Annotated in this window: 22 protein-coding genes, 3 tRNA genes and 1 pseudogene; 9 read left to right on the forward strand and 17 right to left on the reverse strand. The window is 69.3% G+C overall.

Translation table 11 applies throughout. The features are described 5' to 3' along the window. Positions 1-293: 293 nt before the first annotated feature. Positions 294-503, reverse strand: coding sequence for an FBP domain-containing protein (locus E1165_RS00290; protein ID WP_243704512.1), 210 nt, complete (start codon positions 501-503; stop codon positions 294-296). Positions 504-931: 428 nt separating this feature from the next. Between E1165_RS00290 and E1165_RS00295 the strand changes: the two genes are divergently transcribed. After that, positions 932-1,441 carry a MarR family winged helix-turn-helix transcriptional regulator gene (locus E1165_RS00295; RefSeq protein WP_132386445.1) on the forward strand — a complete coding sequence of 170 codons (510 nt, stop codon included), beginning with the start codon at positions 932-934 and terminating at the stop codon, positions 1,439-1,441. Positions 1,442-1,503: 62 nt separating this feature from the next. On the opposite strand, the gene E1165_RS00300 is transcribed toward E1165_RS00295, so the two are convergent. From E1165_RS00300 to E1165_RS00315, 4 genes and pseudogenes are all read right to left on the reverse strand, one after another. After that, positions 1,504-1,920, reverse strand: a complete 417-nt coding sequence (locus E1165_RS00300; RefSeq protein WP_243704513.1) for a PPOX class F420-dependent oxidoreductase — start codon at positions 1,918-1,920, stop codon at positions 1,504-1,506. Positions 1,921-2,002: 82 nt separating this feature from the next. Then, positions 2,003-2,395 (reverse strand): nuclear transport factor 2 family protein, encoded by a 393-nt coding sequence (locus tag E1165_RS00305; protein WP_132386449.1) that lies wholly within the window; start codon positions 2,393-2,395, stop codon positions 2,003-2,005. A 44-nt stretch (positions 2,396-2,439) separates the two neighbouring features. Then, positions 2,440-3,209 (reverse strand): annotated as a pseudogene (locus E1165_RS00310) (MBL fold metallo-hydrolase). A gap of 49 nt (positions 3,210-3,258) precedes the next feature. Next, positions 3,259-3,639, reverse strand: a complete 381-nt coding sequence (locus E1165_RS00315) for a VOC family protein (protein ID WP_132386451.1) — start codon at positions 3,637-3,639, stop codon at positions 3,259-3,261. Positions 3,640-3,921: 282 nt separating this feature from the next. Between E1165_RS00315 and E1165_RS00320 the strand changes: the two genes are divergently transcribed. Continuing rightward, on the forward strand, positions 3,922-4,803 hold the full coding sequence (locus E1165_RS00320; protein ID WP_132386453.1) for a radical SAM protein: 882 nt from the start codon (positions 3,922-3,924) through the stop codon (positions 4,801-4,803). 1,022 nt (positions 4,804-5,825) lie between these two features. Here the strand turns inward: E1165_RS00320 and E1165_RS00325 are convergent. The 5 genes from E1165_RS00325 to E1165_RS00345 all read right to left on the reverse strand — a co-directional run bounded on the left by E1165_RS00325 (position 5,826) and on the right by E1165_RS00345 (position 12,707). Beyond that, positions 5,826-9,239: a DEAD/DEAH box helicase family protein gene (locus E1165_RS00325; RefSeq protein WP_132386455.1), complete on the reverse strand. Its 3,414-nt coding sequence runs from the start codon at positions 9,237-9,239 to the stop codon at positions 5,826-5,828. A gap of 44 nt (positions 9,240-9,283) precedes the next feature. Next, entirely contained in the window at positions 9,284-10,456 is a 1,173-nt protein-coding gene (locus E1165_RS00330) for a restriction endonuclease subunit S (RefSeq protein WP_132386457.1), read from the reverse strand. Next, complete coding sequence (locus tag E1165_RS00335; protein WP_132386459.1) at positions 10,453-11,991, reverse strand: class I SAM-dependent DNA methyltransferase; 1,539 nt, start codon at positions 11,989-11,991, stop codon at positions 10,453-10,455. The genes E1165_RS00330 and E1165_RS00335 overlap by 4 nt, the downstream gene beginning before the upstream one ends. Before the next feature lie 513 nt (positions 11,992-12,504). After that, positions 12,505-12,580: transfer RNA gene (locus tag E1165_RS00340), tRNA-Arg, on the reverse strand. Between the two features lie 36 nt (positions 12,581-12,616). Further along, positions 12,617-12,707 (reverse strand) — tRNA-Ser (locus E1165_RS00345). A gap of 648 nt (positions 12,708-13,355) precedes the next feature. On the opposite strand from E1165_RS00345, the gene E1165_RS00350 reads away from it, so the two are divergent. After that, positions 13,356-14,249: a hypothetical protein gene (locus E1165_RS00350; RefSeq protein ID WP_132386461.1), complete on the forward strand. Its 894-nt coding sequence runs from the start codon at positions 13,356-13,358 to the stop codon at positions 14,247-14,249. A gap of 39 nt (positions 14,250-14,288) precedes the next feature. Here the strand turns inward: E1165_RS00350 and E1165_RS00355 are convergent, their stop codons facing one another. Next, complete coding sequence (locus tag E1165_RS00355) at positions 14,289-15,062, reverse strand: CPBP family intramembrane glutamic endopeptidase (protein WP_132386463.1); 774 nt, start codon at positions 15,060-15,062, stop codon at positions 14,289-14,291. A 120-nt stretch (positions 15,063-15,182) separates the two neighbouring features. Here E1165_RS00355 and E1165_RS00360 point away from each other — a divergent pair, with 120 nt between their 5' ends. Further along, complete coding sequence (locus E1165_RS00360) at positions 15,183-16,304, forward strand: globin domain-containing protein (RefSeq protein ID WP_132386465.1); 1,122 nt, start codon at positions 15,183-15,185, stop codon at positions 16,302-16,304. Between the two features lie 114 nt (positions 16,305-16,418). On the opposite strand, the gene E1165_RS00365 is transcribed toward E1165_RS00360, so the two are convergent. Continuing rightward, positions 16,419-17,924 carry a peptide deformylase gene (locus E1165_RS00365; protein WP_132386467.1) on the reverse strand — a complete coding sequence of 502 codons (1,506 nt, stop codon included), beginning with the start codon at positions 17,922-17,924 and terminating at the stop codon, positions 16,419-16,421. Between the two features lie 279 nt (positions 17,925-18,203). Here E1165_RS00365 and E1165_RS00370 point away from each other — a divergent pair, with 279 nt between their 5' ends. Beyond that, a complete protein-coding gene (locus E1165_RS00370; protein ID WP_132386469.1) occupies positions 18,204-18,983 on the forward strand; it encodes a ferric iron reductase in 780 nt (259 codons plus the stop codon). A gap of 38 nt (positions 18,984-19,021) precedes the next feature. Here the strand turns inward: E1165_RS00370 and E1165_RS00375 are convergent, their stop codons facing one another. After that, on the reverse strand, positions 19,022-20,845 hold the full coding sequence (locus tag E1165_RS00375; RefSeq protein ID WP_243704514.1) for a hypothetical protein: 1,824 nt from the start codon (positions 20,843-20,845) through the stop codon (positions 19,022-19,024). Between the two features lie 208 nt (positions 20,846-21,053). Here E1165_RS00375 and E1165_RS00380 point away from each other — a divergent pair, with 208 nt between their 5' ends. Continuing rightward, positions 21,054-21,764, forward strand: coding sequence for a class I SAM-dependent methyltransferase (locus tag E1165_RS00380; RefSeq protein ID WP_132386471.1), 711 nt, complete (start codon positions 21,054-21,056; stop codon positions 21,762-21,764). Between the two features lie 51 nt (positions 21,765-21,815). On the opposite strand, the gene E1165_RS00385 is transcribed toward E1165_RS00380, so the two are convergent. Together E1165_RS00385 and E1165_RS00390 are read right to left on the reverse strand one after the other, a co-directional pair. Then, positions 21,816-22,349, reverse strand: a complete 534-nt coding sequence (locus E1165_RS00385; protein ID WP_132386473.1) for a YbhB/YbcL family Raf kinase inhibitor-like protein — start codon at positions 22,347-22,349, stop codon at positions 21,816-21,818. A gap of 165 nt (positions 22,350-22,514) precedes the next feature. After that, positions 22,515-22,601: transfer RNA gene (locus E1165_RS00390), tRNA-Ser, on the reverse strand. Positions 22,602-22,829: 228 nt separating this feature from the next. On the opposite strand from E1165_RS00390, the gene E1165_RS00395 reads away from it, so the two are divergent. Then, entirely contained in the window at positions 22,830-23,807 is a 978-nt protein-coding gene (locus tag E1165_RS00395) for an NAD(P)H-quinone oxidoreductase (protein WP_132386475.1), read from the forward strand. 22 nt (positions 23,808-23,829) lie between these two features. Here the strand turns inward: E1165_RS00395 and soxR are convergent, their stop codons facing one another. Then, positions 23,830-24,276 carry a redox-sensitive transcriptional activator SoxR gene (gene soxR, locus E1165_RS00400; RefSeq protein WP_132386477.1) on the reverse strand — a complete coding sequence of 149 codons (447 nt, stop codon included), beginning with the start codon at positions 24,274-24,276 and terminating at the stop codon, positions 23,830-23,832. A 45-nt stretch (positions 24,277-24,321) separates the two neighbouring features. Between soxR and E1165_RS00405 the strand changes: the two genes are divergently transcribed. After that, positions 24,322-25,038 carry a transketolase gene (locus E1165_RS00405; protein WP_132386479.1) on the forward strand — a complete coding sequence of 239 codons (717 nt, stop codon included), beginning with the start codon at positions 24,322-24,324 and terminating at the stop codon, positions 25,036-25,038. Beyond that, complete coding sequence (locus E1165_RS00410; protein WP_132386645.1) at positions 25,038-25,922, forward strand: transketolase family protein; 885 nt, start codon at positions 25,038-25,040, stop codon at positions 25,920-25,922. Before E1165_RS00405 ends, E1165_RS00410 begins: the two co-directional genes overlap by 1 nt. Here the strand turns inward: E1165_RS00410 and E1165_RS00415 are convergent. Continuing rightward, entirely contained in the window at positions 25,911-26,615 is a 705-nt protein-coding gene (locus E1165_RS00415) for a glycosyltransferase family 2 protein (protein ID WP_132386643.1), read from the reverse strand. The genes E1165_RS00410 and E1165_RS00415 overlap by 12 nt on opposite strands. Positions 26,616-26,623: the final 8 nt, after the last annotated feature.

The raw sequence follows: 26,623 nt of genomic DNA on the forward strand, positions 1-26,623 counted from the left end.
TTCCAATGCCTGCGGCTCAAGTCCCTGCGGACTCAAGCGACCAACAGCGATCAACACCGCCGGGCCGAAGAAGCCCCCGTCAGACGCGAATCATCGAGGCTCTCTCTACTTCTCCTTCTCACCGGTCGCCTGGAACGCATCGCAGGCGCAGCTGGCTCGCGTACTCGGGCCTCATTCGCGTCACGGTGAACAGGCTCGACGCCGTCGCCGGGGACTGACCGACCCCCACTCGGCCGGCTCGCGGATCGTTGCCGGCGACGGCGGCTGCTCGTCGGCCTGATCTCCACCCACCGTCAGCCCGCGACCACCTTGTCCAGGAAGCCGGCCAGGTTGGTCCGGGTCCGGTCGATCTTCTCGGCCAGCGTGATCGACTCGTGGAGTCGACCGCCGAGTCCGGTCTGCTTCCGGCCCCGCAGGTAGAGCGAGCAGGCGAGGTCGGTGCAGATGTAGACGCCCACCGAGTTGCCCTGCTGTCCGGCCGGCCCAGCCTTGCGGGCGGTCATCAGCGTCAGGGGAACCATGCCTCGAAGCAGGAGTAACAAGACGTCATTTGCGGGTCCCGGATGCCTCGAACGGGGTCGTCGTTAAACCCGCATTTGTACGTTATGCCGCACTCAGCCCGTCACCGATGCCGACACGCAGACACAGACCCCGACGAGAAGGCCTCATGGGAGTCTCCCGGTTCCTCTGGCGCCACGCCTGACACACGGGAGTCGATCAAAGCGTTGAGCGATCGAGGATCCCAGGCGACCGGATGTGGTGAGGTGCAAGTCCCCAGCGGGAGAGCAAGCCCTCAGGTACTGACAGTAGGGCGGGGCTGATCAGGGTCAGCCGGGGCGTGGCGTCGTCGCTGAACTCGCCGTGGGCGCGAGCCCGCGCTGGTGACCTACCATTAATCATCCATGGAAGATGGTTCTTCGGAAGATGAGCGATGGCGGACCTGAAGCAGCTGTACCGGGAGCTGGTCTCGTTGGAGATCGAGCTGTGGAGCGGCATCGAGGGGCGGTTGCGGGCCGAGTTCGACCTGCCGTTGACCTCGTTCGAGGTCCTGCACCTGCTGTTGCGTCGGCCTGGGCCGCGGATCCAGGACATTGCGGAGGAATTCTCGATCACGGTGGGCGGCACGAGCAAGGTGGTCGACCGTTTGGAGGCGGGGGGTCTGTGTGCGCGGCGGGCCAATCCGAACGACCGCCGTTCCTCGGTTGTCGAGTTGACGCCTGAGGGGCGAAGGCTGGTGGAAGGGGCGCTGGAGGTCTTCGAGGAAGAGCTGGAGCTGCGGATCGGGTCGGTGATTCCCGCGCGGGCCGTGCGCGAGGTGACGGCGGTCCTGCAAACGCTACGGGCGGCAGGACGGGCCCTGGACGTGGCGCGGAAGGCCGCCGAGCACACCCCGGCGCCGGGCATGCGGGCACCGAAGCAGCCCGGCCGGCCGGCGTCGTGAGCTGCCACGGCCGTGCGGTGACGGTCGAGACACTGTGCTCGCCGGCCCGTCAGCCCATGGCGTCAGTCGGCGATGCCGTCGAAGGCGATGACTTTGTCGATGCGGCCACGGACGAGTATGTTGCCGGGGCCGCCGTTACGAGCGGCGTACTCCTTCTCACGGTCGTCGCCCATGTAGCGGGCACCGAGCAGGCCACCCCAGCGCAGCATGTCGTCGGGGTCGTCGGAAATCTCGGCGCGTCCGTGGAGCAGGACGAACGCGTACGGCGGCCGATCCTCGTCGACGCAGAGGACGAACCGTTGGTCACGAGCGAGATTGCGGCCCTTGACGCCGCTCTTCTCGGTGGTGAGCACGATGTCATCGCCATCGAGGAGGAACCAGACCGGTGTCACGTGGGGACTACCGTCAGCGCGGACGGTCGACAGCTTGCCGGTGCGAGTGCCGTGCGTGACGAACTCCCGCCATTGCTGGTCGGTCATCTTCCGCATGCGGGTGCCTTTCGCGTTGGTACGGCCGGCTCGCGGTTGTCCGGGGCCGGCTCGGCCCCGGACAACCGGAGGGTCAGCCCCAGAAGGCGTCTTCGGTGGCCGGGTCGTCGGAGAACAGCCACATCTCGGTGATCTTGCCGTCGGTGATGCGCAGCAGGTCGACGCCGTCCATGCTCATCGACGCGTCGTCGTGACGGCCGCTGAAGTGGATGGTCGCGGCGACCAGGTCACCGTTGGCCATGAGCGCGTGGATCTTGTCGATGGCGAAGGTGCCCCGGCTGGCCTCCATCATGCTGCCGAGCATCTGGAAGACGGCGTCGCGGCCCTTGTGCTCACCGGAGAACTGGTTGGCGCCGGGCTGGTGCCAGACGATCGCCTCGTCGAGGAGTCCGCCGAGCGTCGCCATGTCTCCGGTCTGCACGGCCTGGAAGTATGTGCGGGCGATGTCGATGTTCGTGCTGGTCATGGTGCATGCTCCTTAGGGTTCGGGTTCGGGTTCGGGGATGGTGGTCAGCGGGCGAAGTCGAGGCGTCCGGCCAGGCCGGCGTCGGCGAAGGCGGCCTGGATCTCGTTTCGGCCTTCCGTGAAGTGGGCCCAGCTGTCGTAGTGGGCGGGGACGACCCGGCGGGCACCGAGCATCTTCGTGGCCTCGGCGCCTTGGGCGCTGTCGAGGGTGAGCAGGGCGCCGTCGAAGGCGAAGGCCATGCGGGCGCCGCCGAGGAAGAGGATCGCGGTGTCGACGGGAGCGAACCTTTCGGCGATCTGTTTGACGTGGTCCAGGGCGGCGTTGTCGCCGCTGACGTAGACCGGGGGCAGGTCGTCGGCGGTGAGCATGAAGCCGACGACGTCGCCGGTGATCGGTTCGCAGCCGGCCGGGCCGTGCCGGGCCGGTAGGCCCGTGACGGTCACGATGCCGTCGGGCCGCGTGAGCTCGGCGGTCTGCCAGGAGGCCAGGCCGCGAGCGTTGCCGCCCAGGCGGCCGGCCCCGCTGACCGTGGTGAGAACGACCGGTACCTGGGACAGGAAGGCACGGCCGGCGTGGTCGAGGTTGTCGTCGTGCTCGTCGTGGGACAGCAGGACGGCGTCGACGCAGCCCAGGTCGGCGGCGGTGACGGGGCGGGGGCGGTCTTGACGAGCTTGTGGTCGCCCGGGAGGGGCATGGGGTACTCGCCGGGCGGATCGAAGGTGGGGTCGGTGACGAATCTGAGCCCGCCGTACTCGATCAGGGTGGTCGGACCGCCGTAGACCCGGACGCGGATCTTTTCGCTGGCGCCGGACATCGGGAACCTCCAGGGGTTTGAACAGTGCGAACGGGCCCTGCGGAACCGGTCAGGCAGCGGGTACGGAGAAAACGCCGAAGTGATTGCCGGCGGTGTCCCGCAGCCGGGCGAAGGTGAAGCCCGCGGTGTCGGAGACCGGTGCCATGAGCACCTCGGCACCCAGCTTCGCGGCGTGCTCGACAGTCGCGGCGACATCCTGGACGACGACGTAGAAGATCGCGTAGTCGGAGAAGCCGCCCTCCGAGTCCCACACACCGCCGGTCGGCTGCTGGGAGCCCGGCGTCATCACCGAGTGATAGGTGACACCCGGAGTGTTGGTGTTGAGGACGTACTTCCAGTCGAAAAGCTCGCCGTAGAACTCCTTGACCTTCTCCGGCTGGCCGGTGCCGAACTCGAACCAGGCGACCGAGTTGAAGGCGGGAACGGTCATGACACTCACTCCTCACCCCCTTCCGGGGCGTAGTAACTCTATGTGGCGGACTGAACTCTCTGGGTGGCAGCAACTCTCGGCGTCAGCCCGGCAAGCCGAGCAGGTGGCCGCAAGCGCTGGTCAGTCGGTGCCCAGCAAACCACTTATCTTCCACGGAATCAACTTCTGGGGATTATTGTTCCCAGATGTGGGTTCGCGTGACCCGGCCGGCCGCTCCGCCCACAGCACGGAGTCCGGTCGCCATGAACGCGACCAGCGGGAACAACAGGAAGGACGTCGGCCATGGAACCGGTCGAGATCGAGGCGAAGACCCTGATCCAGAAGTCGAAGACTCCGTCGAACGACTACGTGATCAACCCCTACACCGGCTGCGTCCTGGGCTGCGCCTACTGCTTCGCCAGCTTCGCCGGGCGGCAGTTCGGCCGATCCGTCAAGGAATGGGGTGACTACCTGTACGTCAAGACGAACGCGGTGGAACTGGCCCGCAAAGAGCTCGCGAAGATGCCGGAGGACAAGCGCCGGGGCACGATGCTGCTCAGCTCCGTCACCGACCCCTACCAGGGCCACGAGACGAAATACCGCCTCACCCGCGGCATCCTGCGCGAACTGAAGGCCGTCGAGTACCCGGGCCTGGTCCGCATCCTCACCAAGTCACCCGTCGTCACCCGCGACGTCGACCTGCTCACCAGCCTGCCCCGCGCCGAGGTCGGGATGACAGTGACCACCACCGACGACAAGGTCAGCCGCTGGCTGGAGGTACGCGCCCCGCTCGCCTCCCGCCGCCTGCGCACCCTCGCCGAACTCAAGGACGCCGGCATCCCCACCTACGCCTTCGTCGGCCCGCTCCTGCCTCACTTCGCCACCCAGCCCGAAATGCTGGACGACCTCTTCGGCCGGCTCGTCGACGTTGGAGTAAGCGAGGTGTTCATGGAGCACATCAACCTCAAGCGGTACATCCGCGAACGCATGGAGCAGGTCCTCACCGGCGAACCCGACGAGGTCCGCGCGGCATACCTGCAGGCCCGCACCCGAGAACACCGCGAACAACTCGACGCGATCGTCGCCGGCCTGCTGGCCAAACACGGACTGCGGCTGCGCTTCGACGAGGTCGTCCACCACGACGACAACGATGCCCTACGCCAGCGACTCGCGTCCCCGGAGTAGCGGGGGAAGGCCGTCCGGCTTGGAGGCCACGCGGAACGAACGTGGGCGTGTTGCGACCCCGAAGGACGGGACGGTCGCGAGGGATGGGGCGCGGTCAGGGCGGCGAATGTTCCGCACCAGCGCTGCCGTCGGCTGGGTGCCCCAGAGCGGCGATGCCGCCGCGATGGTGATCAGGTCAAGCGGCACTGCCGCCACCAGGACCAGGACCAGCGGGTGCCAGTCAGGGACGCCTCACATGCGCACCCAGCAGAGCTGACCTCATTCGGGGCTCGGGGAACCGGTCGGGGGTGGGCGTACGTCCCACCCCCGACCGATTCGCTATATCCGTGTTGTCCGAGATGGCGGCTCCCCGGCAGCCGCCCGAGGAGCCGCGCCAGACCCGGGACAGCCACCCGGTGGAGCCTGCTGGCCCGGACACCGCCAATGCGAACCGACCCACACGGCCGGGCCGACCATCGCCACCGCGATCCCACCTCGCACCGCGCCCGGGACAACGGCTCGTACGGCTCACCCGACAACCGATGACGCCAGCCGACCCCGTGCGGATGGACCGGCAACATCGCCGCCCCGGCCACAGCCAGCCACTCGAACCCCGAACACCCATCGGCCTCGACATGCGTCGATAGAATCGGTGATCGGCTTCGTTGACCCGCCAGGACCAGACCGGACACACCCGAACCTCACCGGACGGGCTGGGATGCAGGGGATGCTCGTCGGACGAGCAGCCACCGAGCAGCCACACGTCCACAAGGGACAGAAAAGCATGAAGCCTGACCTGCGTTTCCGCAGGTCAGGCTTCGATGATCTTGTGCGCCCGAAGGGACTCGAACCCCTAACCTTCTGATCCGTAGTCGGGAGGTCAGAGCGCTTCTGACCTGCAGTTATGCGGCTTTGTCCGGGTTCGGTATGTAGCAGTGTCGACGGAACGTGACGCTAGGAGACGTTCCTGACCCGCAGCATGCCCCCCAGGGGGCACCACGAATGTAGATGCGCCGAAGTGCAGGGAGGCCGGACATTCGTGGCTACGCCACCTCACCCGGAGCAGTGGCGGTGTCCCGGACGGAGTTGAGGATCGCCACCAGTCGGTCGACGTCGGCGGACGGGAAGATCGACTCCGGTCCGAGCGGGGCGATCTCGCTGAACGGAGATTCGTAGAGCCGGCCGGGCTCCATGACGCCGTTCTGGGTTAAGTTGGCAATGATCAGGTTGATAAAGCTGATCTGGTTCGCGGTGACAGTGCGACCGGCCAGGAACTCGCTGAACGCCTCGCTGGCCGCCTCCCGGTCGAGTCCGACCAGCGAGCGAATGAAGAGCCCGAGGCCGTGCGCCGACTCGCGTGCCTGGTCGATGTCCTCTGTATCGCCGCCGCTGGCCGCCAGCATCCGCTCCAACTCGTCAAGGTCGGTCGGCGAAAGCTGCTTGTTGCGGCGCAGCTTCTGCAGCGCCAGGTGGTCCTCGTGGGCGCGCAGGTACACCCGAGCCTTGGCGCGGAACCGCTCGAAATTACCAATCTTGATGTCGTTCAGCGTGACGACGGAGATCTCACCCAGCTCGTCACTGAAGTCGGTGTAGACGATGGCCCGCTTGGACCTCTCGATCAGCTTGACCAACCCGCGCAGGCGACGGCGCATCAGCTCCAGCATCGGCAGGGTGACGTCCTGCCACCACTCGTCGCCGGCCACCTCGTCGAGGAGCTGCTGCTGCTCGCGGACCGCCGGGATGCTGGTCTGCTCCAGCAGCGTCGAGGCGATGTCCTGCACCTGCCGGCGCAGCCGGTCGTAGGCGGGTTCCACGTCGAGCTGGCCGAGCTGCAGCCGCAGCACCATCAAGTCGAACCGCTTAGCGGCCTCGTCCTCGTCCTTGACGGCGGTGGGCAAACTGGCGAGGTTGCCGCCGATCTCCTCCACGGCCTCGGGAGTGAGGCGGTGCCAGTGTCCGAAGTCGATGTAGTACTGGACCAGGCGGCGCTTCGGGCGGACGACGAAGTTGTCGAGGTGGATGTTCTCCACGCGGCGGTGGAGGTTGCGGGCGAGGTCCCAGCGCAGCGCCGCCTCGCTCTGCGTCCCGTCAGCCTCCGCCTCGACGATGGCGTCGGAGGGAAGGCGCTGGTCGAGGCGGTAGATGAGTTCGAGCTGGGCCTTGAACAGCCGCTCGGTCAGTGACTCGCCCAGCGTGCCCTCGGCCGCCTTCGGGTTGTGGTTGAAGTACTCGAAATTCTGGCAGAAGTCGAAGACGAAGAAGTCCTGCTTGTGCTGACCGGGGCCGTAGAGGTCGTCGCAGCGCCGGGTGCCACGGCCGATCATCTGCAGGAACTTCGACTTCGACCGCACAATCTTGAAGAAGACCAGGTTGACGACCTCGGGCACGTCGATGCCGGTGTCGAGCATGTCCACCGAGATCGCGATGTGCGGGTCCTTCTCCTTCTGCGAGAAGTCGTCGATGAGGCTCTGGGCGTACTCGGTCTTGTGGGTGATGACCCGGGCCAGGTGGCCGCGGTGCATCGGGTACGCGAGGTCGAACCGCTTCTGGATGAAGTCGGCGTGGGCGTTGTTCTTGGCGAAGATGATGGTCTTACCGATGCGGTCGCCGCCCGCGACGTGGTGGCCGTGGGTCATCAACGTCTCTAGGACCTTGTCCACGGTGTCGGTGTTGAACAGCCACTTGTTGACCGCGTCGGGGTCGACGCTGTCCGGCGGTCCGTCGTCACCCCAGTCGAGGGCGTCCCAGGCGTCCTTCTCCTCCTCGGTGAGGTCGTCGTAGCGGATGCCGTCGCGCTGAAACTTGAGCGGTACGGAGACCGCCCGCGGCGGGACGAGGTAGCCCTCGTTGACCGCGTCGTCGAGGTCGTAGTGGTCGGTGGGTACGCCGTCTTCGAGGTTGAACAGGCTGTAGGTGTTGCGGTCAATCTCGTTGCGCGGGGTGGCGGTGAGCCCGACCAGGAGGCTGTCGAACCAGGAAAAGATTGCACGGTACTTCTGGTAGACCGAGCGGTGCGCCTCGTCGATGATGACCAGTTCGAAGTAGCCGGGGCCGAAGCGCCGCTCGCCGCTGGCGGTCTCGTTGATCAGGCCCATCATGGTCGGGTACGTCGAGACGTACACCCGGCCCTCGGTGTTCTTCTCGGTGACCAGGTTGACCGTCGCCGCGTCGGGCAGGTGCGCCTTGAACGCGTTGACCGCCTGGTTGACCAGGGCGTTGCGGTCGGCGAGGAACAGCACCCGCTTGACCCAGTTCGCGTGCATCAGCAGGTCGACCAGGGCGATCACGGTGCGGGTCTTGCCGGCGCCGGTGGCCATCACTACGAGCGCCTGGCGCTGCCGTTGCGTCTCGAACGCCTCGCCGATCGCCCGGATCGCCCGGTGCTGGTAGTAACGCTCGACGATCTCCTGCTTGATCGGCACGTCCGCGAGCCGCTTGCGGGTGTCGCGACGCCGGATCAGGATCTGGAGTTCGTCTTTTGTGTAGAAGCCCTGCACCGGGCGCGGCGGGTAGGCGGTGTCGTCCCAGAGCCAGGTCTCGTAGCCGTTGGTGTAGAAGATGATCGGGCGCTGGCCGTACCGCTGGTCCAGGCAGTCGGCGTACAGCTTGGCCTGCTGCTGGCCGACTGTGGCGTCCCGGCGGGTGCGCTTCACCTCGACCACCGCGAGCGGCTTGCCGTCGTCACCCCACAGCACGTAGTCGACGTACCCGGTGCCCGTGGCGTTGGGCATTCCGGTGACCTCGAACTCGCGGTCCTCCGGGCGGTCGAGCCGCCAGCCGGCCTCCCGCAGCATCAGGTCGATGTAGAGGTCGCGGGTCTGCGCCTCGTTGTAGTCGTGGTCGTCGGGGCGGGCCTCGTTTGCGGCCTTGGCGGCGGCGATCTCGGCGCGCAGCTTCGCCAACTCGGCGTCGAGGGTGGCTGACTTCTCGCGCTCAGCGGCCAGCGCCGCGTCCTGGGCAGCGAGCTTGTCGGCCAACGCCTTCAGCTCGGCCTGGGTCTGCTGCCGGACCTGTGACGGGATCGGCCGGGGGATCAGGTCCGGGTTGAAGGCCAGGGCGCTCGCCGGGACCTTCGCCTGGTCGCGGGTGTAGTGCCGGGCGATCCAATACGTCACGTGGAACAACTCACGGACGACCGGCACCGCCTCCTTCGGCGTCACCGGCGTGCTCTTGTGAACGGCCGTGTTGCCCTGCTTGCGGATGATATTCATCTTGGCCTGGAGGCTGTTGCCCACCAGGTTGCGCAGCGACGGCTCGTGGATCATCGCCGATAGGTCGTCCTTGTACGGCTTGCTGAGCGCGCCGTCGGCCTCGAAGAGCCAGGTAAGGGCGAGTTCGAGCGTTCGCCGGGCATAGAAGCACGAGGCCCGCGGGTCGGCGACGGCCAGCCGCTCGGCCCGCAGGGCCTCGCCAAACAGAGCGGGCCACTCAGCCCGCAGGAACGCGAAGTTGCTCATCGAGCGCCAACTCCCCACAGTCGACAGCCCTCGATCGTCTCACGTCAGAGCAACCCCCGGAAGGCCCGATCCTGCAACGACGCAAACAGCGTGTCCAGCACGGCTAGCCCGGCTCGCTGGACTGCTCTCAACTCCTCGATGGCATCGATCCGACGAGTGAAGTCTCGCTGCAGTGAAAGGGGAGGCACTTCAACTTCCGTTGCCATTAGCCTCGCCTTGGAAATGTTGGGCATAGAGCCTGCAGAGCCACCCGCCAGAGATTGAATCTGACGTCGCTTGGACGGGTATACAAGCAACTGCTGGAGGAACACCTTGTCGATCGCGGCATCGGGATAAAGCTCAAGCCGGAAGACAAGGTCCGGAAGAAGAAGCTTGGGTGGCGTAACGCGAACAAGAGCACATGCTCCCACCAATTCCCTTGTATTCTTCCTCGAGAAAAGAAGGTCGCCTACCCGAACCGCGTGCTCCTGACGGGGTGCGACTCCCGGGGGGAGCGCCTTGTTTTCATCCGGCATGAACTCGCAGGAAGTCACCGCCCCAAGCTTGAGAACGCCCCACTCGCCTTCACCCGCTGGGCGGTCAAGGCACTGCGGGCTGTGGCCGCTGTGAATACGCTCGAGCAACGAGCTCATCGAGACCCTGGACCAGCCGTGCTTGTTTTGGATCGGGTCACCGAACATATCGAGGAATATGGATCGCGGGAGGTCGTCGAGGCGGGCGAGGGCGTCGCGGCGCTTGGCGCGCAACTCGTCCGCCTGATCCAGCACCTCCGCAATCCTCCGCTGCTGCTCGAGAGGAGGCACGGGGATGGGGATTCGTGATGCGCCCGCCTTCGTGAGCTTGCCGCGGGTTGTGCCCGTGATGTAAGGCCGTACGTCGTAGTTCTCCAGCGCTCGACAAAGGAATGCAAGGTCGATACCGTGCCGTGGTCGCAGGACATGGGCGTGGTTGTTCACCCAGGTCTTTCCAGAGATCCGGTACGCAATACCTCTGTTCGGTGCATCGAAATGGCCACCATCCTCGGCGAGAAGAACCAACGGCTCGTCGAAGATATAGTCCGCCATAGTGCCTTGTTGGCCGTTTGCGCCGTAGTATGGATAGGGCCCAGCCACTCGGTCGGAGGCGGTAACGGGACGGCGGAGATGGTCAAGGAACTCGACCACCTCCCCGAGGGGTTGAAGAGTGAAGCGGCCCTCGACTACCTCCCGGGAAATCATCCGAGCATCCCCTTCAGGTCGGACATGCCCAGCTGGATCTCGGATTCCAGCCTCTCCAGGTCAGTCAAGATGTCGAGGGGCGAGCGGTGCTCGATCTCCTCGTGAATGACCTCCTTGTAGCGGTTGAGGCTGAGGTCGTAGCCCTGCTCGGCGATGTCGGCTTTGGTCACGCAGAAGCTCTGCTCGGTCCGCGCCCGCTGCAGCTCGTCGCCATCTCGGCGGAACCACCGCGCCAATGCATCCGGCAGGTTGTTCTTCGCATGCTCGTCCTCGGCCAGCGCCACGTCCGGCATTGGCCCAAGCTTTTCAGCCGGCAGCAGCGGAGCCCGCTTGTCGTCGAGGCTCCAGCCGTCGGCCGTCACCTCATAGAACCAGACGTTGTCGGTGCCACCGCTGTTGGTCTTGGTGAAGAGCAGGATTGCCGTGGAAACTCCGGCGTAGGGCCGGAAGGCGCCGCTCGGAAGCTTGACCACGCCGTCGAGCTTCTGGTCTTCGACCAGCATCCGGCGCAGCTCCTTGTGGGCCTTGCTTGAGCCGAAGAGCACGCCGTCCGGCACGATGACCGCCGCACGGCCGCCTGGCTTAAGCAACCGCAGGAAGAGGGCGAGGAAGAGCAGCTCAGTCTTCTTCGTCTTGACGACCCGCTGGAGGTCCTTCGACGTGCTCTCGTAGTCGAGGCTGCCCGCGAAGGGCGGGTTGGCGAGGATCAGCGAGTACTTCTCCGACTCGTTACTGACGTTCTCGGCCAGGGAGTCTCGGTAGCGGATGTCCGGGTTCTCCACACCGTGCAGCAGCATGTTCATACTGCCGATCCGCAGCATCGTGCCGTCGAAGTCGAAGCCGTGGAACATGCTCTCGTGGAAGTGCTTCCGCTGCATCGCATCGAAGAGCGCGCCGGGGTGGGTGCGGCGGATGTACTCTCCCGCCTCCACCAGGAACCCTGCGGTCCCGCAGGCCGGGTCGCAGATCTCGTCCGACGGCGTTGGGGCGGTCATCTCGACCATGAGCTGGATGATGTGCCGGGGGGTACGGAACTGTCCGTTGTGGCCGGCGGTGGCGATCTTGCTGAGCATGTACTCGTAGAGATCGCCCTTGGTGTCCCGATCCTCCATCGGGATGTGGTCGAGCATGTCGACCACGCGAGCCAGCAGCGCCGGAGTTTTGATCTTAAAGTCAGCGTCCTTCATGTGGTGCGAGTACGTCGACCCGTCGCTGCCGAGCGTCCGCAGGAACGGGAAGACCCGCTGGCCCACGATCTCAAAGATCTCGGCCGGCGCGGCGCTCTTAAAGTGCGACCAGCGCAGGTCGTCGTACTTGCGCCACCGATCGTCGCAGCCTTCAGGGAAGATCCGGCGCTCCATCGGCTTGCCCAGCCGGTTCGCCTTGTTCTCCTCCAGCGTGTGCAGGTCATCGAGCCGCTTGATGAACAGCAGGTAGGTGATCTGCTCGATCACCTCCAACGGGTTCGAGATCCCGCCTGACCAGAAGGCATCCCAGACGCGGTCGATCTTGCTCTTCAGCTCACCGGTAATCACGTAGCTTCGGTCCCTACCCCGTCGTACTGCCAAGTCGACCTAGGTTAGTCCCGCTTGGGCGCCGGGAGGGATCGGGCGGTGGGGCGAAGACTCTGCGCGAGCACAGCAGCCCAGGGCCGACTATGCGATCGACCTGCGCCCCGGCTCGCGGGCTTCGTGCGTGGTCCGTATGTCGCTCTGGGATCAGGGCGCGGCCCCGGACGATGGAACCGCGATCAACCATCACCCAAGGTTGCCTCTGAGGACTCGCCGTCACGGTCAACCAGCGGCGGCGAGCATGTCGCCTCGTCCGACCGGTGAGAGTGAGGACGTGGACCTGGAGCAGCGACCACCCGAGCATCTGACTCGTCGACAGGCCCCACTACCACGTCGGACCGCTCCCATACGCTGCAGGAACGCTGCGACTGGTGACTCCTGATTACGATCCGCCAGCGTAGGCGGCGCGCGTGCCCCCCGGGGGGCACAAAGAAATGCCCCTCCGTCGATGCCGGAGGGGCATTTTCCCTGCTCAGATGGTGCGCCCGAAGGGACTCGAACCCCTAACCTTCTGATCCGTAGTCAGATGCTCTATCCGTTGAGCTACGGGCGCTTGGTGCTCGGCCAGTCTACACAACCGGCTTTCGCGCGGAGACTCCGGGATTCGAACCCGGGAGGGGCTTTAAAACCCCAACCGCATTAGCAGTGCGGCGCCATAGACCAGACTAGGCGAAGTCTCCCCGATGGCCGCTGCGGACCACCGGGGCCGAGGATACAGGGCCGCCCCCGCCCCGGGCAAAGCGACCACCACAGCGGATGCGTTTCCACCGTGTGCGATGTCACGTTCACGACTACGCTCCACCGACATGCAGGAGCAGACGCCGAGCGATCCGCCCCGCCGCGAGCCTTCCTCCGGAGCCCGCCGCCCCCCGAAGCCCGCCTTCACTCCGCCTGCCACCCCGGCGAAGGCTCCTCCACCGGAGGAGGAGCCGACATCGAGGAAGGCCGCGGGCAAGGCCCGGCCGGCGAAGCCGGCGCCCGCCGTGCTGTTCCGGCCACCGGCCGACGGACAGGCCCCCCGACCGGCCGACGTCACCCCGTCGACCGTCAACCCACCAGCGCGGACCGCCGGCCACATCGACCAGGTGACATCGGCTGACGCCGTGCCGGAGACGAGCGTCCCGCCCACCTCGCCCGAGGCGACCCGGGGCACCCCGAGGGCCCGGCGAGCACCCGCAGCACGGAAGTCGACCACCCCGGCGAGCGGTGAGGTGGCGGCGGGCGACGCGGTGACGGAGGTTACACCGGCCGGCCCGGAAGCCGCTGCCCCTGCCCCCTCGGGGAGGGCGACCCCGGCGCAGCGGAAGGCCCCAGCGGCGAGGAAGGCCATGCCGACCGCGAGGCCCACGGCATCGAAGGGTGCCGCCCGGAAGGCGACCAAGGCCACGAAACCGACCACCGGCGACGCCAGCACCACCGCGAAGGAGACCGTCACCGACAACGCCAGCACCACGAAAGAGACGACCGCACGCGCAGCCGGCACGGCGAAGAGGACACCCGCCAGGAAGGCAACCCTGGTCCCGGACCAGCCGACGGTGGTCACGGCGGTGACGGCGGCTGCGGACGAGCGGGCGTCGGGGCGTACCCCGGGGCTGGACCTCGCGGGCATCTGGACCCGGCTGGTGGATCACCCGGGTTACGCGCCCGAACTGCTCGCCCTGGCGGCCGTCGAGGGGATCGGGCCGCGCGCCCGCGACTGGGCGCGGGGGCTGCGCGAGGCGTACCCGGATGCGGATCCGGACGGATTGGCCCGACTTGCCACCCGGCGGTTCGTGCGGGTGGCCGGCGCCGGTGGAGCCGCCTCGGCGCTGGCCGGCCTGTTCGCGCCGGTGGCCGAACTGGCGGCGGTGCTGTGGAGCCAGGCCGCGCTGGTGCTGCACCTGGCAGCGGCGTACGGCCGGGATCCGTCGGACGCCGAGCGGGCGGTGGAGCTGCTGGTGCTCATCCAGGCTCACCCGGACGCCGACAGCGCCCGGACGGCGCTGGCGGCGGCGCGAACGGCGGACGAGCCGGGGGACCAGCCGTGGCCGCGCCCGGCGGAGGCGGCATGGCGGTTGGCGGCGCCGCTGGCCGCGCAGGCCGGGAGCTGGGTGGCGTTGCGGCTGGTGTCGCGGCTGCTGCCGGGAGCGGCGCTGCTCGCCGCGGCAGCCGGGGACGCGGCGGCGGCGCGGCGGCTGGCGGCGCGGGCGGTGGCCGTCTACCGGCCGGCCCGTCGGCGGTAGCGCGGGGCCGGATCCGGCCACACCTCCGGGCGGGCCGGTTCAGAGCCAGCTCAGCCACTGTTCCGGCACGAGTGTGTAGCCGACGAAGGCGACCACGTCCAGCAGGGTGTGCGCGACGACCAGCGGCATCACCCGCCGGGTGCGCAGGTAGAACAGGCTGAACACGACACCCATCACCGCGTTGCCGACGAAGGCGCCGAACCCCTGGTAGAGGTGGTAGGAGGCGCGGAGCAGGGCGCTGGTGGCGATGATCGCGGCGAGCCGCCACTGCATCTGACGCAGCCGGGTGACCAGGTACCCGACGACGATGACCTCCTCCAGCACGGCGTTCTGCGCGGCGGCGAGGATCAGCACCGGGACGGCCCACCACACGTCGGGCAGGCCGGCGGGGACCAGTTTCGCGTTGACGCCGAGCTGCGCGGCCGCCCAGAACAGCGCCAGGCCGGGAAGGCCGATCAGCGCGGCGAGGCCGGCGCCCCGGGCCAGGTCGGCGCCGGGGTGGCGTGGGTCCAATCCGAGGGTACGCACCGGGTCGCCGGGGTCCCGGGCCAGCAGGTGGACGGCGAGCAGTACCGGCAGCAGCGCGAACGCGACCCCGAGCAGCTGGTACGTCAGGTCGAGCCAGGGCCGGGCCGACTGGGAGGTGTTGAGCGCGGCGGTCTGCTTCGACAGCCCTCCGTCGGCGGTCAGCTTCGCGATGATCGACACCACGGCGTACACGGCCGACTGCCCGAGGGAGAGGCCGAGGACCAACAGCGTCTCGGTGCCGAGGACCTTGCGGGAGGTCGGGCGGGTGAGCTCGTCGACGGTCACCGCACCACTGTGCCCGACCAACCGGTTCGACCGCATGGTCGCACAGTCTGTGCGACCGGTGAGCACGCTGCGTGGACATTCTGTGCGGGCCCGATCCGCCGTCAGGAGGAGGAGCATCCCGTGCACGACTTCGCGCGACTGCTGAAGGAGAGCTGGACCCTGGTCGAGGAGGAACGGGAGCGGCTGAGCGCTCACTTCTACGCCCGGTTGTTCCTCCTCGACCCGGAGCTGCGCAAGCTCTTCCCGGTGGAGATGACCGGGCAGGGCGACCGGATCCTCAACGCCATCGTCACCGCGACCCAGGTGGTGGACGATCCGGAGAGCTTCGAGGAGTACCTGCGCTCGCTCGGCCGGGACCATCGCAAGTACCACGTGGGCGCGTCGCACTACGAGACCATGGGCGTCGCCCTGCTCGACGCGCTGCGCAGCACCGCCGGCGACGGCTGGAACCTGGAGTACGACCAGGCGTGGCGGGACGCGTACGCGGCGATCACGGAGAAGATGTTGGCCGGCGCGGCGGCGGACGGGAACCCGCCGTACTGGCATGCCGAGGTGCTCACCCACGAGCGGCACGGACCGGACACGGCGGTGCTCACCGTCCGCGCCCTCCAGGCCCCGCTGACCTGGAAGGCCGGTCAGTACGTCAGCGTGGAGGTGCCACGGCACCTGCCCCGGGTGTGGCGGACGTACTCGGTGGCGAACGCGCCGAACGAGGACAACGTGCTGGAGTTCCACGTGCGGACCCCGGCCGGGGCCGCGGGTTGGGTGTCGGGCGCGCTGGTCCGGCGGACGAGGCCGGGCGACCTTGTCCGGGTGGCCGCGCCGATGGGGTCGATGACGCTGAACCGCGACTCGACCCGGGACATCCTCTGCGTGGCCGGCGGCGTCGGGCTGGCCCCGATCAAGGCGCTGGTGGAGGACCTGACGACCTGGAACCGGACCCGCTGGGTGCACGTCTTCTACGGCGCCCGGAACCAGGACGAGTTGTACGGCCTGGCGGGGCTGGAGGAACTGGTGGCCGCCCATCCCTGGCTGTCGGTGACCCCCGCGTGCAGCGACGACCCGGACTTCGACGGTGAGCAGGGCGACGTCTCGGAGGTGGTGGCCCGGTACGGCCCGTGGACGTCGCACGACTGCTACGTCTCCGGCTCCGCCCCGATGGTCCGGGCCACCCTGCGGGCGCTCGCGGAGGACGAGGTCCCGCCACCGCACATCCGGTACGACACCTTCGGTACCGGGTAGCGACTTTCCTCCCCCCGAAACCGGGTCGCGTGCCCCCGCCCCCTGGGGCACGCGACCCGGGCCCCACACCGGTCCCTGACGGCGTCCCTGCCGTACCCCCCGCGCGGGACGCCGTCAGGGACCGGTCCCCCGGTACTCCTCGACCGGGACCAGCGGCACGCCGGGTGCCATCCGATCGGTGTAGAGGCGCCCCTCCAGGTGGTCCACCTCGTGGGCGACCAACCGGGCCATCCCGTACGCGAACGAGGTGATGACGCGGCTGCCGTCCCAGCGGGCGTGTTCGACGTCGATCCGCAGCGGTCGGGGCACCAGCCCCCGGTGGTCGGCGAAGGAGAGGCAGCCTTCGTACTGCTCGTCGGTGTCCGGGCTGGCGTCGACCACCCGGGGGTTGAGCAGGACGACCGGCGCGGCGGACCGGTCGGGGGGGCGGACCACGGCGGCGGCCGCGTCCATGCCGACCTGCGGGGCGGCCAGCCCCATGCCGGCACTGAACGGTTTCAGCTCGTCGACCCTGGTCAGCAGGGCGGTCAACCGGTCCACCGTCTCCCGGGCGGCGGCCACCTCGCGGGGCAGGTCGAACGGGCGGGCGGGGCGGCGCAGCAGGTCCGCGTCGCGGGGCAGCACGCCGAGTGCGTGCAGCCGGTCGCCGGCCCGCACGGCCACCGCCGCCCGTTCCGCGTCGGCGGGTTCGCCCCGGAACCGCCACTGGAGGCGGTAGCGGGAGTTCAGCGGCGGGTCGTCGATGGACCAGTCGAAGACGGCCCGGTCGGCCCGGTCGTGCCGGCGTACCGGGGTACGCAGGGGGCCCTCGTCGGCGGAGAGGGAGGCTTCCACGCCCCAGACCCGGGGGTCGAGCGCGGCCGGCAGGTCGAGCCGCACCGCGAGGTGGTGGGTGGGCAGCCGGACGGCCCGCTGGAACCAGAGCCCCCACTTCTCCCGCCCGACCTGGTAGGAGTACTCGACCTCGACCCGTTCGCCGGGGTGCAGCGGGAAGGGGCCGTCGCCGTTCTCGAAGAGCAGCCAGATCTCCTTGTACGCGTCCCGGTCGTGTTTGGCCCGCCAGTGCATCGGTTCCCGGTTGCCGCCGTCGTCCCGGTACGCCCGCAGCCGCAGCTCGGCGAAGGTGAGCGGGTGCTCGCGGTGATGCCGGTTGGAGCGGCCGGGGTCGTCGGGCCAGCGGTCGACGGCGACCCGGACGAGGTGGCGGGTGACCGGTTCGGTGCCGACGTTGTGCAGTTGCCGGCGGACCAGGCAGCGGTAGCCGTCGTCGGTGTGGATGAGGGTGGCGGTCTCCCGTTCGACGACCAGTCCGGTGCCCGGGGGGAGCCACTGCCCCGTCGGTGGCAGTTCGCGGTGGGTGGGGGCGGCCTTGGCCTGGCGGAGCTGGTCGTACTCACGGAAGCGTTGCCAGATGGCGCCGCCGGCGTCGAGGACGGCTTCGGCGCGGCGCGCGAAGTCCTCGGTGGGGCGGTGCCGGCACCCCTCGACGTGGCTGACGTATGACGGGTCGAAGCCCATCAGGGTGGCGAGCTGTTTCTTGGAGAGTCCCCGCCCCGTCCGGTGCCGGGCCAGTTCCGCGGCGAAGGACTCAGCAGCCCGCTCCAGGGGAGAGGTCGTCATCAGCTTCCTCACGGCCGGGACGACAAGTCTTCACGTTGTGCCGCTTCGGCCGCAGCCGAACTGGCACCTAGCCGACATTGGTCTTGACACCAGACGAGTTTTGCTCATGACCGATCGGGTAGTACGCGGGCCCGGGCCGGTCCGCGTCGACGCCGCCAGCGGAGTGACCCGGGCCTCTTCGTTCTTTGGTGAGGCTTCCCCTAACGCGAACGCTATGGTTAGGCTAGCCTTAGTAACGATGACGCTTCGGACGAGGGGAACGATCCGGTGACAGCGGTGATGCCGAGGCAAGACCTCGCCCCGCCGCTCGCCCCGGTGACCACCACCCTCCGCGCCATGTTCGGCACCGACGACCTGCCCGGCCTCGCGCCGGGCCTGCTGGTGGCGGACGAGACCGGGTGGAGCCCGGCGACCAGCCTGGTCGACGGCACCCTGATGCCCGAGTTTCTGCACGCGGCGGCCCGCCGCTGGGGCGGCACCCCGCACGCCTGCGCCGCGCTGGCCTGGAAGTCCTACAGCTACTGGGTTGCCCTGCCGGCGGTGCTCGGCTGGGCGTCGGCGCGCCGCGTACCGCTGCTCGAACCAGCCGACGTGCTGATCCACTTCGAGGACCAGCACCAGCTGCTCACCATGGGCCTGCGTGCCTCCACCCGCGTCGCCGTGCTCCCGCACGACCCACTGGCACTGTCCGGGCCCGCCGAGGTCCGGGTGGTCGACGGCGAGGCGGAACTGCTCCGGGTGCTGCGCGCCTCCCTGCTCGACGCGCACCTGGCCCCGGTGATCGCCGCGATCCAGGCGGAGGTCCGGGTCGGTGCCCGTACGCTGCTCGGCTCGGTCGCCTCCGGGATCGCGCACGGCGTCCTGCGCGCGGCGGACGCCCTGCCGGGTTCCTCGGTGCGGGCGGTCGACACCCTGCTGGACGTCCTCGACCTGGCCGACCTGGTCGAGCTGGTGCCCGGCCCCGGCGGGGAGCCGACGGTGCAGCGGCGGACCTGCTGCCTCGCCTTCACCCTGCCGAGCCCGAAGATCTGCCAGGGCTGCTGCGTCCGTTCCGCCTGACGTCACACGTCGGCCTGGCCGGGGCGGCCTCGCGGTGGTCAGCCGATCAGCGGCCGGACGTTCCACACCCACACCCCGCCGGTGAAGGTCGGGGTGATCCCCGTCAACGCGGTCATGGCGGTGCGCAGTTGGTCGGCGTGCGGGTGCGGGCCGAGGACGACCACGCCGGTCCGCCAGTGGCGCAGGTCGGTGACGGCGGTCGCCCGGTCCCGGGCGGTGATCGGCGGGATCTCCCCGGTCCGCGCGACGTGGCCGAAGAAGTTGCTGGTCCGCCGGTACGGGGCGGTGAACAGGGCGGCATTCGGCTCGGCCGACCACGGACGGGTGTCGGGGTAGAGGAAGTAACCGCGGGCCAGCGGCATCTCCAACCGGGTCCGGGACGCCCAGCGCAGCGGCTCGGTGTACGTGTTGTCGGGCAGCGGCAGGGTGACGACGCTGCGCCCGCCGGCGACGTACGGACGCCAGGCGCCGGAGGTGACGAAGGTTGGCACCGGGTCGGGGCGGTAGGTGGGCAGCGGCGTCGGCAGGAGCGGCAGCAGCGCCATGGCCAGCGCGGTGACCGTGGCGAAGCGGAGTTGCCGTCGGGCGGCCGGGTGTTCCCGGACGAGCCGGCGGGCCCGCTCGGCGCCGAGCGCGAGCAGCACCCCGACGATCGGGGTGATCGCCAGCGACCAGCGGGTGGGCACCACCGAGTGCAGCAGCGGCAGGTTCTCCAGCGCGGCCCACGGGCCCGGGACACCCGTGTTGCGCCCGTTGAGCTGGACCTCCCGTCCGAGCGACAGCACCGCGAAGAGCAGGGTGAGCACGGCCAGGCCGCGTACCAGCGCGTTGCGCCACAGCCAGCCGAACAGGGCGACGGCCAGTACGACCAACGGCCAGCCGAAGAAGGCGTTCTCCTCGGTGGGGTTCTTGGCCAGCGGGCCGACGGAACGGGCGTCACCGGCCAGCGATTCGCGGGACCAGGCGACGAACGCGGCCAGGTCGGTGCGGTAGCCCCGGATCAGTCGGGACAGCCCGTGGTACGAGCCGGGCCCGAAGAGCTGGACGTAGAGCGGGTACGCCAGCAGCACCGCGGCGAGTGCCGCGGCAATCCCGAGGCCGGCGAGGAAGGTCCGCCATCGCCGGCGCAGCGCGGGCCGGCCGATGGCGAGGGCGAGCACCACCACGCCGAGCGCGATCGCGGTCATCAACAGGACTTCGAGGTTGAGGAACGCCTGCCAGACGATCAGCAGGCCGAGCAGGATGCCGTTACGGAGCCAGCGGCCCGGATCGGCGAGGCGCAGGGTCCGCCAGGCCAGCAACGGTACGACGAACTGGGACACGATGTTCGGATGGGCGTTGGCGTGCGACACCATGGCCGGGGCGAAGGCGCAGAACGCGGCGCCCAGCCAGGCGGGCGCGCGGGACCGGGTCACCCGCCGGGAGAGAAAGAAATACCAGCTCGTGCCGGTGGCGGCCATTCCCAGGGTGAGGAAGATGAGAAACGACCATTGCGGCCCGAATACGACAGTGACGGGCGTCAACGGCAACGAAATGGACAATACGGATGTATTCGCCATCAAGTTGACGTTGTCGGGCACATTCATCCGGTCCGAGCCGAACGGATAGGCGAATTCGGTCACGACCCGTGCGCCGTGCGCCATCATCCACTCGAACTGCGGCTGGTCCGAGCGGTTGTCCCGGAGGCCGCTGCCGGGTCGCAACCACAGGCGCGCGGTCACCCAGAAGGCCGCCGCCGCGAAGCTGAGCACGGCGACGACGTCCCACCGCCGCCCTTCCCGCCAACGTACGCCCCCGCCGCCGACCTCGGCGTTTCCGCCACCGGATCGTTCGACCCCGGGGCCCGATTCGGGAGTAGTCATGATATTTCGGAGCGTAGTTGGCCTATGGCGGTGACGTGACATGTTTCGGGGTACTGCCGTACTATGTGCCGGGTTCGCCGACCGTCGATCACGTGCCAACCCGACCGCATTTCGGCCACCACGGTGCCCCGTTTCCTCCGCGCAACATGCGGATGGTTCACTCAGTCGGTCCAGGTGCGGATCGAGTCATACCGTGAGGAATCGACGCATGGCAGAAATCACTGGGGATCAGCGCGTCCAGTCGGAGGTGCTGGAGGGCCTGGCGACGGCGGTCAACCATCGCCGATGGTTCGTCGAGCTGGCCGTGCCCCACCTCGGTGACAACCCCATCGAGATCGGCAGCGGCCTCGGCGACTACGCGTTGGAGTGGTCCCAGCACGTTCCTCGGTTCACCGCCACCGAGGCCGATCCGGACCGGCTGGTCCAGCTCAAGGAGCGCCTGGCCGACAATCCCTCCATCGAGGTACGGCAGATGCTGCTGCCACACCCCGAGGGGGGCGACCACAGCGCCGCCGTCTCGTACAACGTGCTGGAGCACATCGAGGACCACGTCGGCGCGCTGCGCAGCATGCGCGACCTGGTCCGGCCGGGCGGCAAGGTGATCATCATCGTGCCGGCGTTCCAGTTCGCGATGAGCCCGGCCGACATCGCCACCGGCCACGTGCGCCGCTACACCAAGAAGACGCTGGCCGGGGCGATGACCGAGGCGGGCCTGACGGTGGAGACCATCCACTACGCCAACGCGCTCGGCCTCATCGGCTACTTCATGGCCACCAAGGTCTTCCGGCTGATGCCGAAGGAGGGCCCGATGGTGAAGGTCTACGACACCCTTGTGCTCCCCGCCACCAAGGCGGTCGAGCAGCGGGTACGCCCGCCGTTCGGCCAGTCCGTCTTCGCCGTCGCCCGGGTACCGGGCTGAGGTCGCACCCGCGTCGGCGGGGCCCCCGCCGACGCGGAGGCCCCGCCCCGGTCACTGCTGGACCTGGTACGTCGGGCGGATGACCGCCCGCGCCAGGGTGTGGAAGGCCAGGTTGAAGCCGACGTAGGCCGGGCTGGCATCCGGGCCGACGTTCAGCCGCTCGACGTCCACCGCGTGCACCGCGAAGACGTACCGGTGCGGGCGGTCACCGGCTGGCGGCGCGGCGCCACCGTAGCCGGTGTCGCCGTAGTCGTTACGGACGCTGAACGCGCCGGAGAGGTCGGCCTCCTTCACCCCGGTCGGCAGTTCGGTCAGCGACGGGGGCACGTCGACCAGCACCCAGTGCCAGAAGCCGCTGCCGGTGGGGGCGTCCGGGTCGAAGCAGGTCACCACGAAACTCTGCGTGCCGTCCGGGAAGTCCGACCAGGCCAGGTGCGGGGAGACGTTCCCGCCGCCGGCGCTGCCGTGTGCGTGCCGCGCGTCCATCGGCTCGCCGTTGCGCACGTCGTCGCTGGTCAGGGTGAACGACGGAACAGTCGGCAGCAGTTCGTACGGGTCCGGGGCAATCGGTCGTTCCAGGGTCATCGAGGATCCTTCCGGTGCGGATGTCTGCTGACCTTCATACCCCTCCGAAGCGGCCGACCGAACCGAAAGCGCCCGTGCCCGGGCCGCGACCGGTCGCTCGACCGCCCGCCAGCGTTCAGCCCGGCGGGCAGGCCGAGCCGACGGCAACGAGGGGTCATCCACAGGCGGAGGGTGTGGGATTCGAACCCACGAAGACATCGCTGCCTTACCGGTTTTCAAGACCAGCGCCATCGGCCACTAGGCGAACCCTCCCGGACCGTCACCCACGGGCGTACGGTCGGTGCCTAGTCTGCCACGCGAGCGTTCCGGCCGCGCGCAGGTACCACCCCCGACTGAACGGGCGGCCCGACGGCGCAGCTCGGCCACCACCCCGGTCACCCATCGGCTCGGTCCACAGTGGCCCCGGCCAGCCTGGGGATGCCACTGGTTGAGATTCCCTGCTGAGCGTGGCGGCGGCGGTGGATCGGGTAAGACTGGGCCATGCGTGCGATGACGATTCCGGAACCCGGCGGACCCGAGGCACTGGTCTGGGCGGAGGTTTCCGATCCGGAGCCCGGCCCGGGCGAGGTGGTGATGGCGGTACGCGCCAGCGCGGTGAACCGGGCCGACCTGCTCCAGCGGCAGGGCCACTACCCACCGCCGCCGGGCGCGCCCGCGTACCCGGGTCTGGAGTGTTCCGGCGTGGTCGCCGCGCTCGGCCCCGGGGTGACCGGCTGGGAGGTCGGGCAGGAGGCCTGCGCGCTGCTGGCCGGCGGCGGGTACGCCGAGCGGGTGGCCGTGCCGGCCGGGCAACTGCTGCCGCTGCCGGCCGGGGTCGACCTGGTGGACGCGGCGGCGCTACCGGAGGTGGCCTGCACGGTCTGGTCGAACGTGGTACGGCTGGCCCGGCTCGGCAAGGGCGAGACGCTGCTGGTGCACGGCGGCGGCAGCGGAATCGGCACGTTCGCGATCCAGCTCGGCAGCGCCCTCGGCGCGACCGTGGTGGTGACCGCCCGCGCGGCGAAGCACGAGCGGCTGCGCGAGATGGGCGCCACGCACGCCGTCGACTACCGGGAGCAGGACTTCGTCGAGGAGGTCCGGCGGGTTACCGACGGCCGGGGCGCGGATGTCATCCTCGACATCATGGGCGCCTCCTACCTGGGGCGGAACGTGGCGGCGCTGGCCGACGGCGGGCGGCTGGTGGTGATCGGGTTGCAGGGCGGCCGGAAGGCCGAGCTGGACCTGGCCGCGTTGCTGGCGAAGCGGGCGTCGGTGGCGGCCACCGCGTTGCGCTCCCGGCCTGCCGACGACAAGGCCGAGATCGTACGCGGGGTCCGCGAGCAGGTCTGGCCGCTGGTGGAGGCGGGCACGATCCGGCCGATCGTGGACCGGCGGCTGCCGATGGCGGACGCGCCCGAAGCGCACCGGCTGATGGAGTCGAGCGACCACCTCGGCAAGATCCTGCTCACCCTCGGCTGACAGCGCGCCCCGCGGCTCGCGGTCAGGGGGCGGGGCGGGGTAGGACGAGTCGGGCGCCCGGGCCCTCGCGGGCGAGCGAGTCCTCGGGGTTGTTGAGCTTGCAGCGTTGCAACGACAGGCAGCCGCAGCCGATGCAACTGTCCAGGTCGTCGCGGAGCTTGCCGAGCAGGCTGATCTTCTGGTCCAGCCGCTCCCGCCAGGCTCGGGAGAGCGCGGCCCAGTCCTCCGGCGTGGGGGTCCGGGCGGAGGGCAGCGAGTCCAGCGCCTCGCGGATCTCCTCCAGCGGGATGCCGACCTGCTGGGAGATCCGCACGAACGCCACCCGACGCAGTTCGGTACGGGCGTACCGGCGCTGGTTGCCGCCGGTACGCTCGGCCCGGATCAGGCCGAGCCGCTCGTAGTAGCGCAGGGCCGAAGGGGCCACCCCACTGCGGGCGGCGAGCTGCCCGATGGTGAGTGATTCCTGCATCAGTCGCCTTGAGTTGAAGTTAGCTTCAACTTGCAGGCTAACCGTATGACGCTCACGACCGCTACCTCCCCGCCCGTGGCAATCCTGCCCGGACCGGTCGGCACCCCGCTGGAACGGCTCCGCGCCGGCCGTGACTTCGGCCCGAACGTGTACTCCACCATCGACGTGCTGTGGGTGCTCTACGACCGGATCCTGCGGATCACCCCGCAGAGTCTGGACGACCCGGACCGGGACCGTTTCCTGCTGTCCAAGGGGCACGCCGTCGCCGGCTACTACGCCGTCCTCGCCGCCAAGGGCTTTCTCCACGACGACTGGCTGGACGACCAGGGCGGACCGGACAGCCGCCTCGGCGACCACCCCGACCGGCTGCTCGTCCCCGGCGTGGAGATCGGTTCCGGCTCACTCGGTCACGGCCTCGGGCTCGGCGTGGGCACCGCGCTCGGACTACGGGCGCAGGGCCGCACCACACCCCGGGTGTACGTGCTGCTCGGCGACGCCGAACTCGACGAGGGCGCCAACCACGAGGCGATTGCGTACGCCGGCGCGACCGGGCTGGCCAACCTGACCGCGATCGTGCTGGACAACCGCTCCGCCAGCCACGGCTGGCCCGGCGGAGTGGCCAGCCGGTTCACCGTCAACGGGTGGACCGCCGCCACCGTCGACGGGCGCGACCGCGACGCCCTGCACACCGCCCTCACCGGGCACGACGGGCACCGGCCGCACGTCGTCGTCGCGGTCGTCACCGACGGGGAGCAGCCATGATGAGGGAAGCGTTCGTCGACACCGCCATCGGGTTCCTGGACGACCCACGGACCACGATCGTGCTGGCCGACATCTCCGCCGCCGCGTTCGCGCCGGCCGCGGCACGGTATCCGAACCGGATCGTCAACGTCGGAATCCGGGAACAGTTGATGATCGGGGTGGCCGGTGGGCTCGCCCTCACCGGGCAGCGGCCGATCGTGCACAGCTACGCCCCGTTCCTGGTCGAGCGGGCGTACGAGCAGATCAAGCTGGACCTCGACCACCAGGGCGTCGGCGCGGTGCTGGTCAGCATCGGGACGTCGTACGACCGGGCGGCAGCGGGCCGTACCCACCTGGCCCCCGCCGACGTCAGCCTGATCGACACCCTGCACGGGTGGACCGTGCACGTGCCGGGGCACCCGGACGAGGTGCCCGGGTTGCTGCGGCGGACGGTGTGTGGGCAGGACTCGGCGTACCTGCGGCTGTCCACGCAGGTCAACACGCGGGCCTACGCCGGTGACGGTGAGCTGGTGGTCGTCCGCGACGCCGGGCCCGACGCGGCGCTGCTGGTGGCGGTCGGCCCGGTGCTGGACGCCGCGCTGGCGGCCGTGGCCGACCGACCGGTGACGGTGGCCTACACCCATCGCCCGCGTCCGTTCGACACCGCCGGCCTGCGGGCGCTGGCCGGCACCGAGGTGATCCTGGTGGAGCCCTACCTGGCCGGGACGTCGACCCGGGTCGTGTCGGAGGCGTTGGCCGACCGGCCACACCGGCTGCTCAGCCTCGGCGTGGGCCGGGCGGAGCTGCGCCGCTACGGCTCAGCCGAGCACCACGAGCGCTGGCACGGGCTGGACCCGACCGGGCTGCGCCGGTCGGTGGACGCGTTCCTGGGGTCAGCGGGCTGAGGCGGCGGGACGGCGGCGGGCACGCTCCCGGCCGAGGATCCAGAGCGCCTCGACGCCGTCCTTCCAGGTGATCTTCTTGCCCTCCTCGCGACCGCGCGCCCGGTAGCTGATCGGCACCTCGTAGGGGCGGATCCGCCGGCGCAGCAGCTTGCCGGTCACCTCCGCCTCCATGCCGAAGCCTCGGGAGCGGATGTCCAGCGAACGGTAGAGCTCCACCGGCATCAGCTTGAAGCAGGTCTCCAGGTCGCCGATGTAGGAGTTGAAGAGCACGTTGGCGGCCATCGTCACGCCCTTGTTGCCCATCACGTACCAGAAGCTGTAGGCGCTGTGGCTGCCGAAGGTCCGGTTTCCGTAGACCACCGTGGCCCGACCGTCGAGCACCGGGTCGAGCAGGCGTGGGATGTCCTGCGGGTCGTACTCCAGGTCGGCGTCGAGGATGACCATGTACTCGCCCTCGGCGTTGTCGACCGCCGTCCTGATGGCCGCGCCCTTGCCCGCGTTGCGCTGGTGGGTGATCACCCGCAACCGCGCGTCGTCGGCCCGGCCGAGGATCTCGCCGGTGCCGTCCCGGCTGCCGTCGTCGACCACCAGCAGCTCGATCTCGCACGGGTAGTCGACCGCCAACGCCTGCTTGAGGGCGTCCGCGATGCGTTCCTCCTCGTTGTAGACCGGCATGAGGATCGAGAGCTTCACGGGGATCG

Origin of the sequence: Micromonospora sp. KC723 (assembly GCF_004348595.1) — a bacterium.
Taxonomy (GTDB): domain Bacteria; phylum Actinomycetota; class Actinomycetes; order Mycobacteriales; family Micromonosporaceae; genus Micromonospora.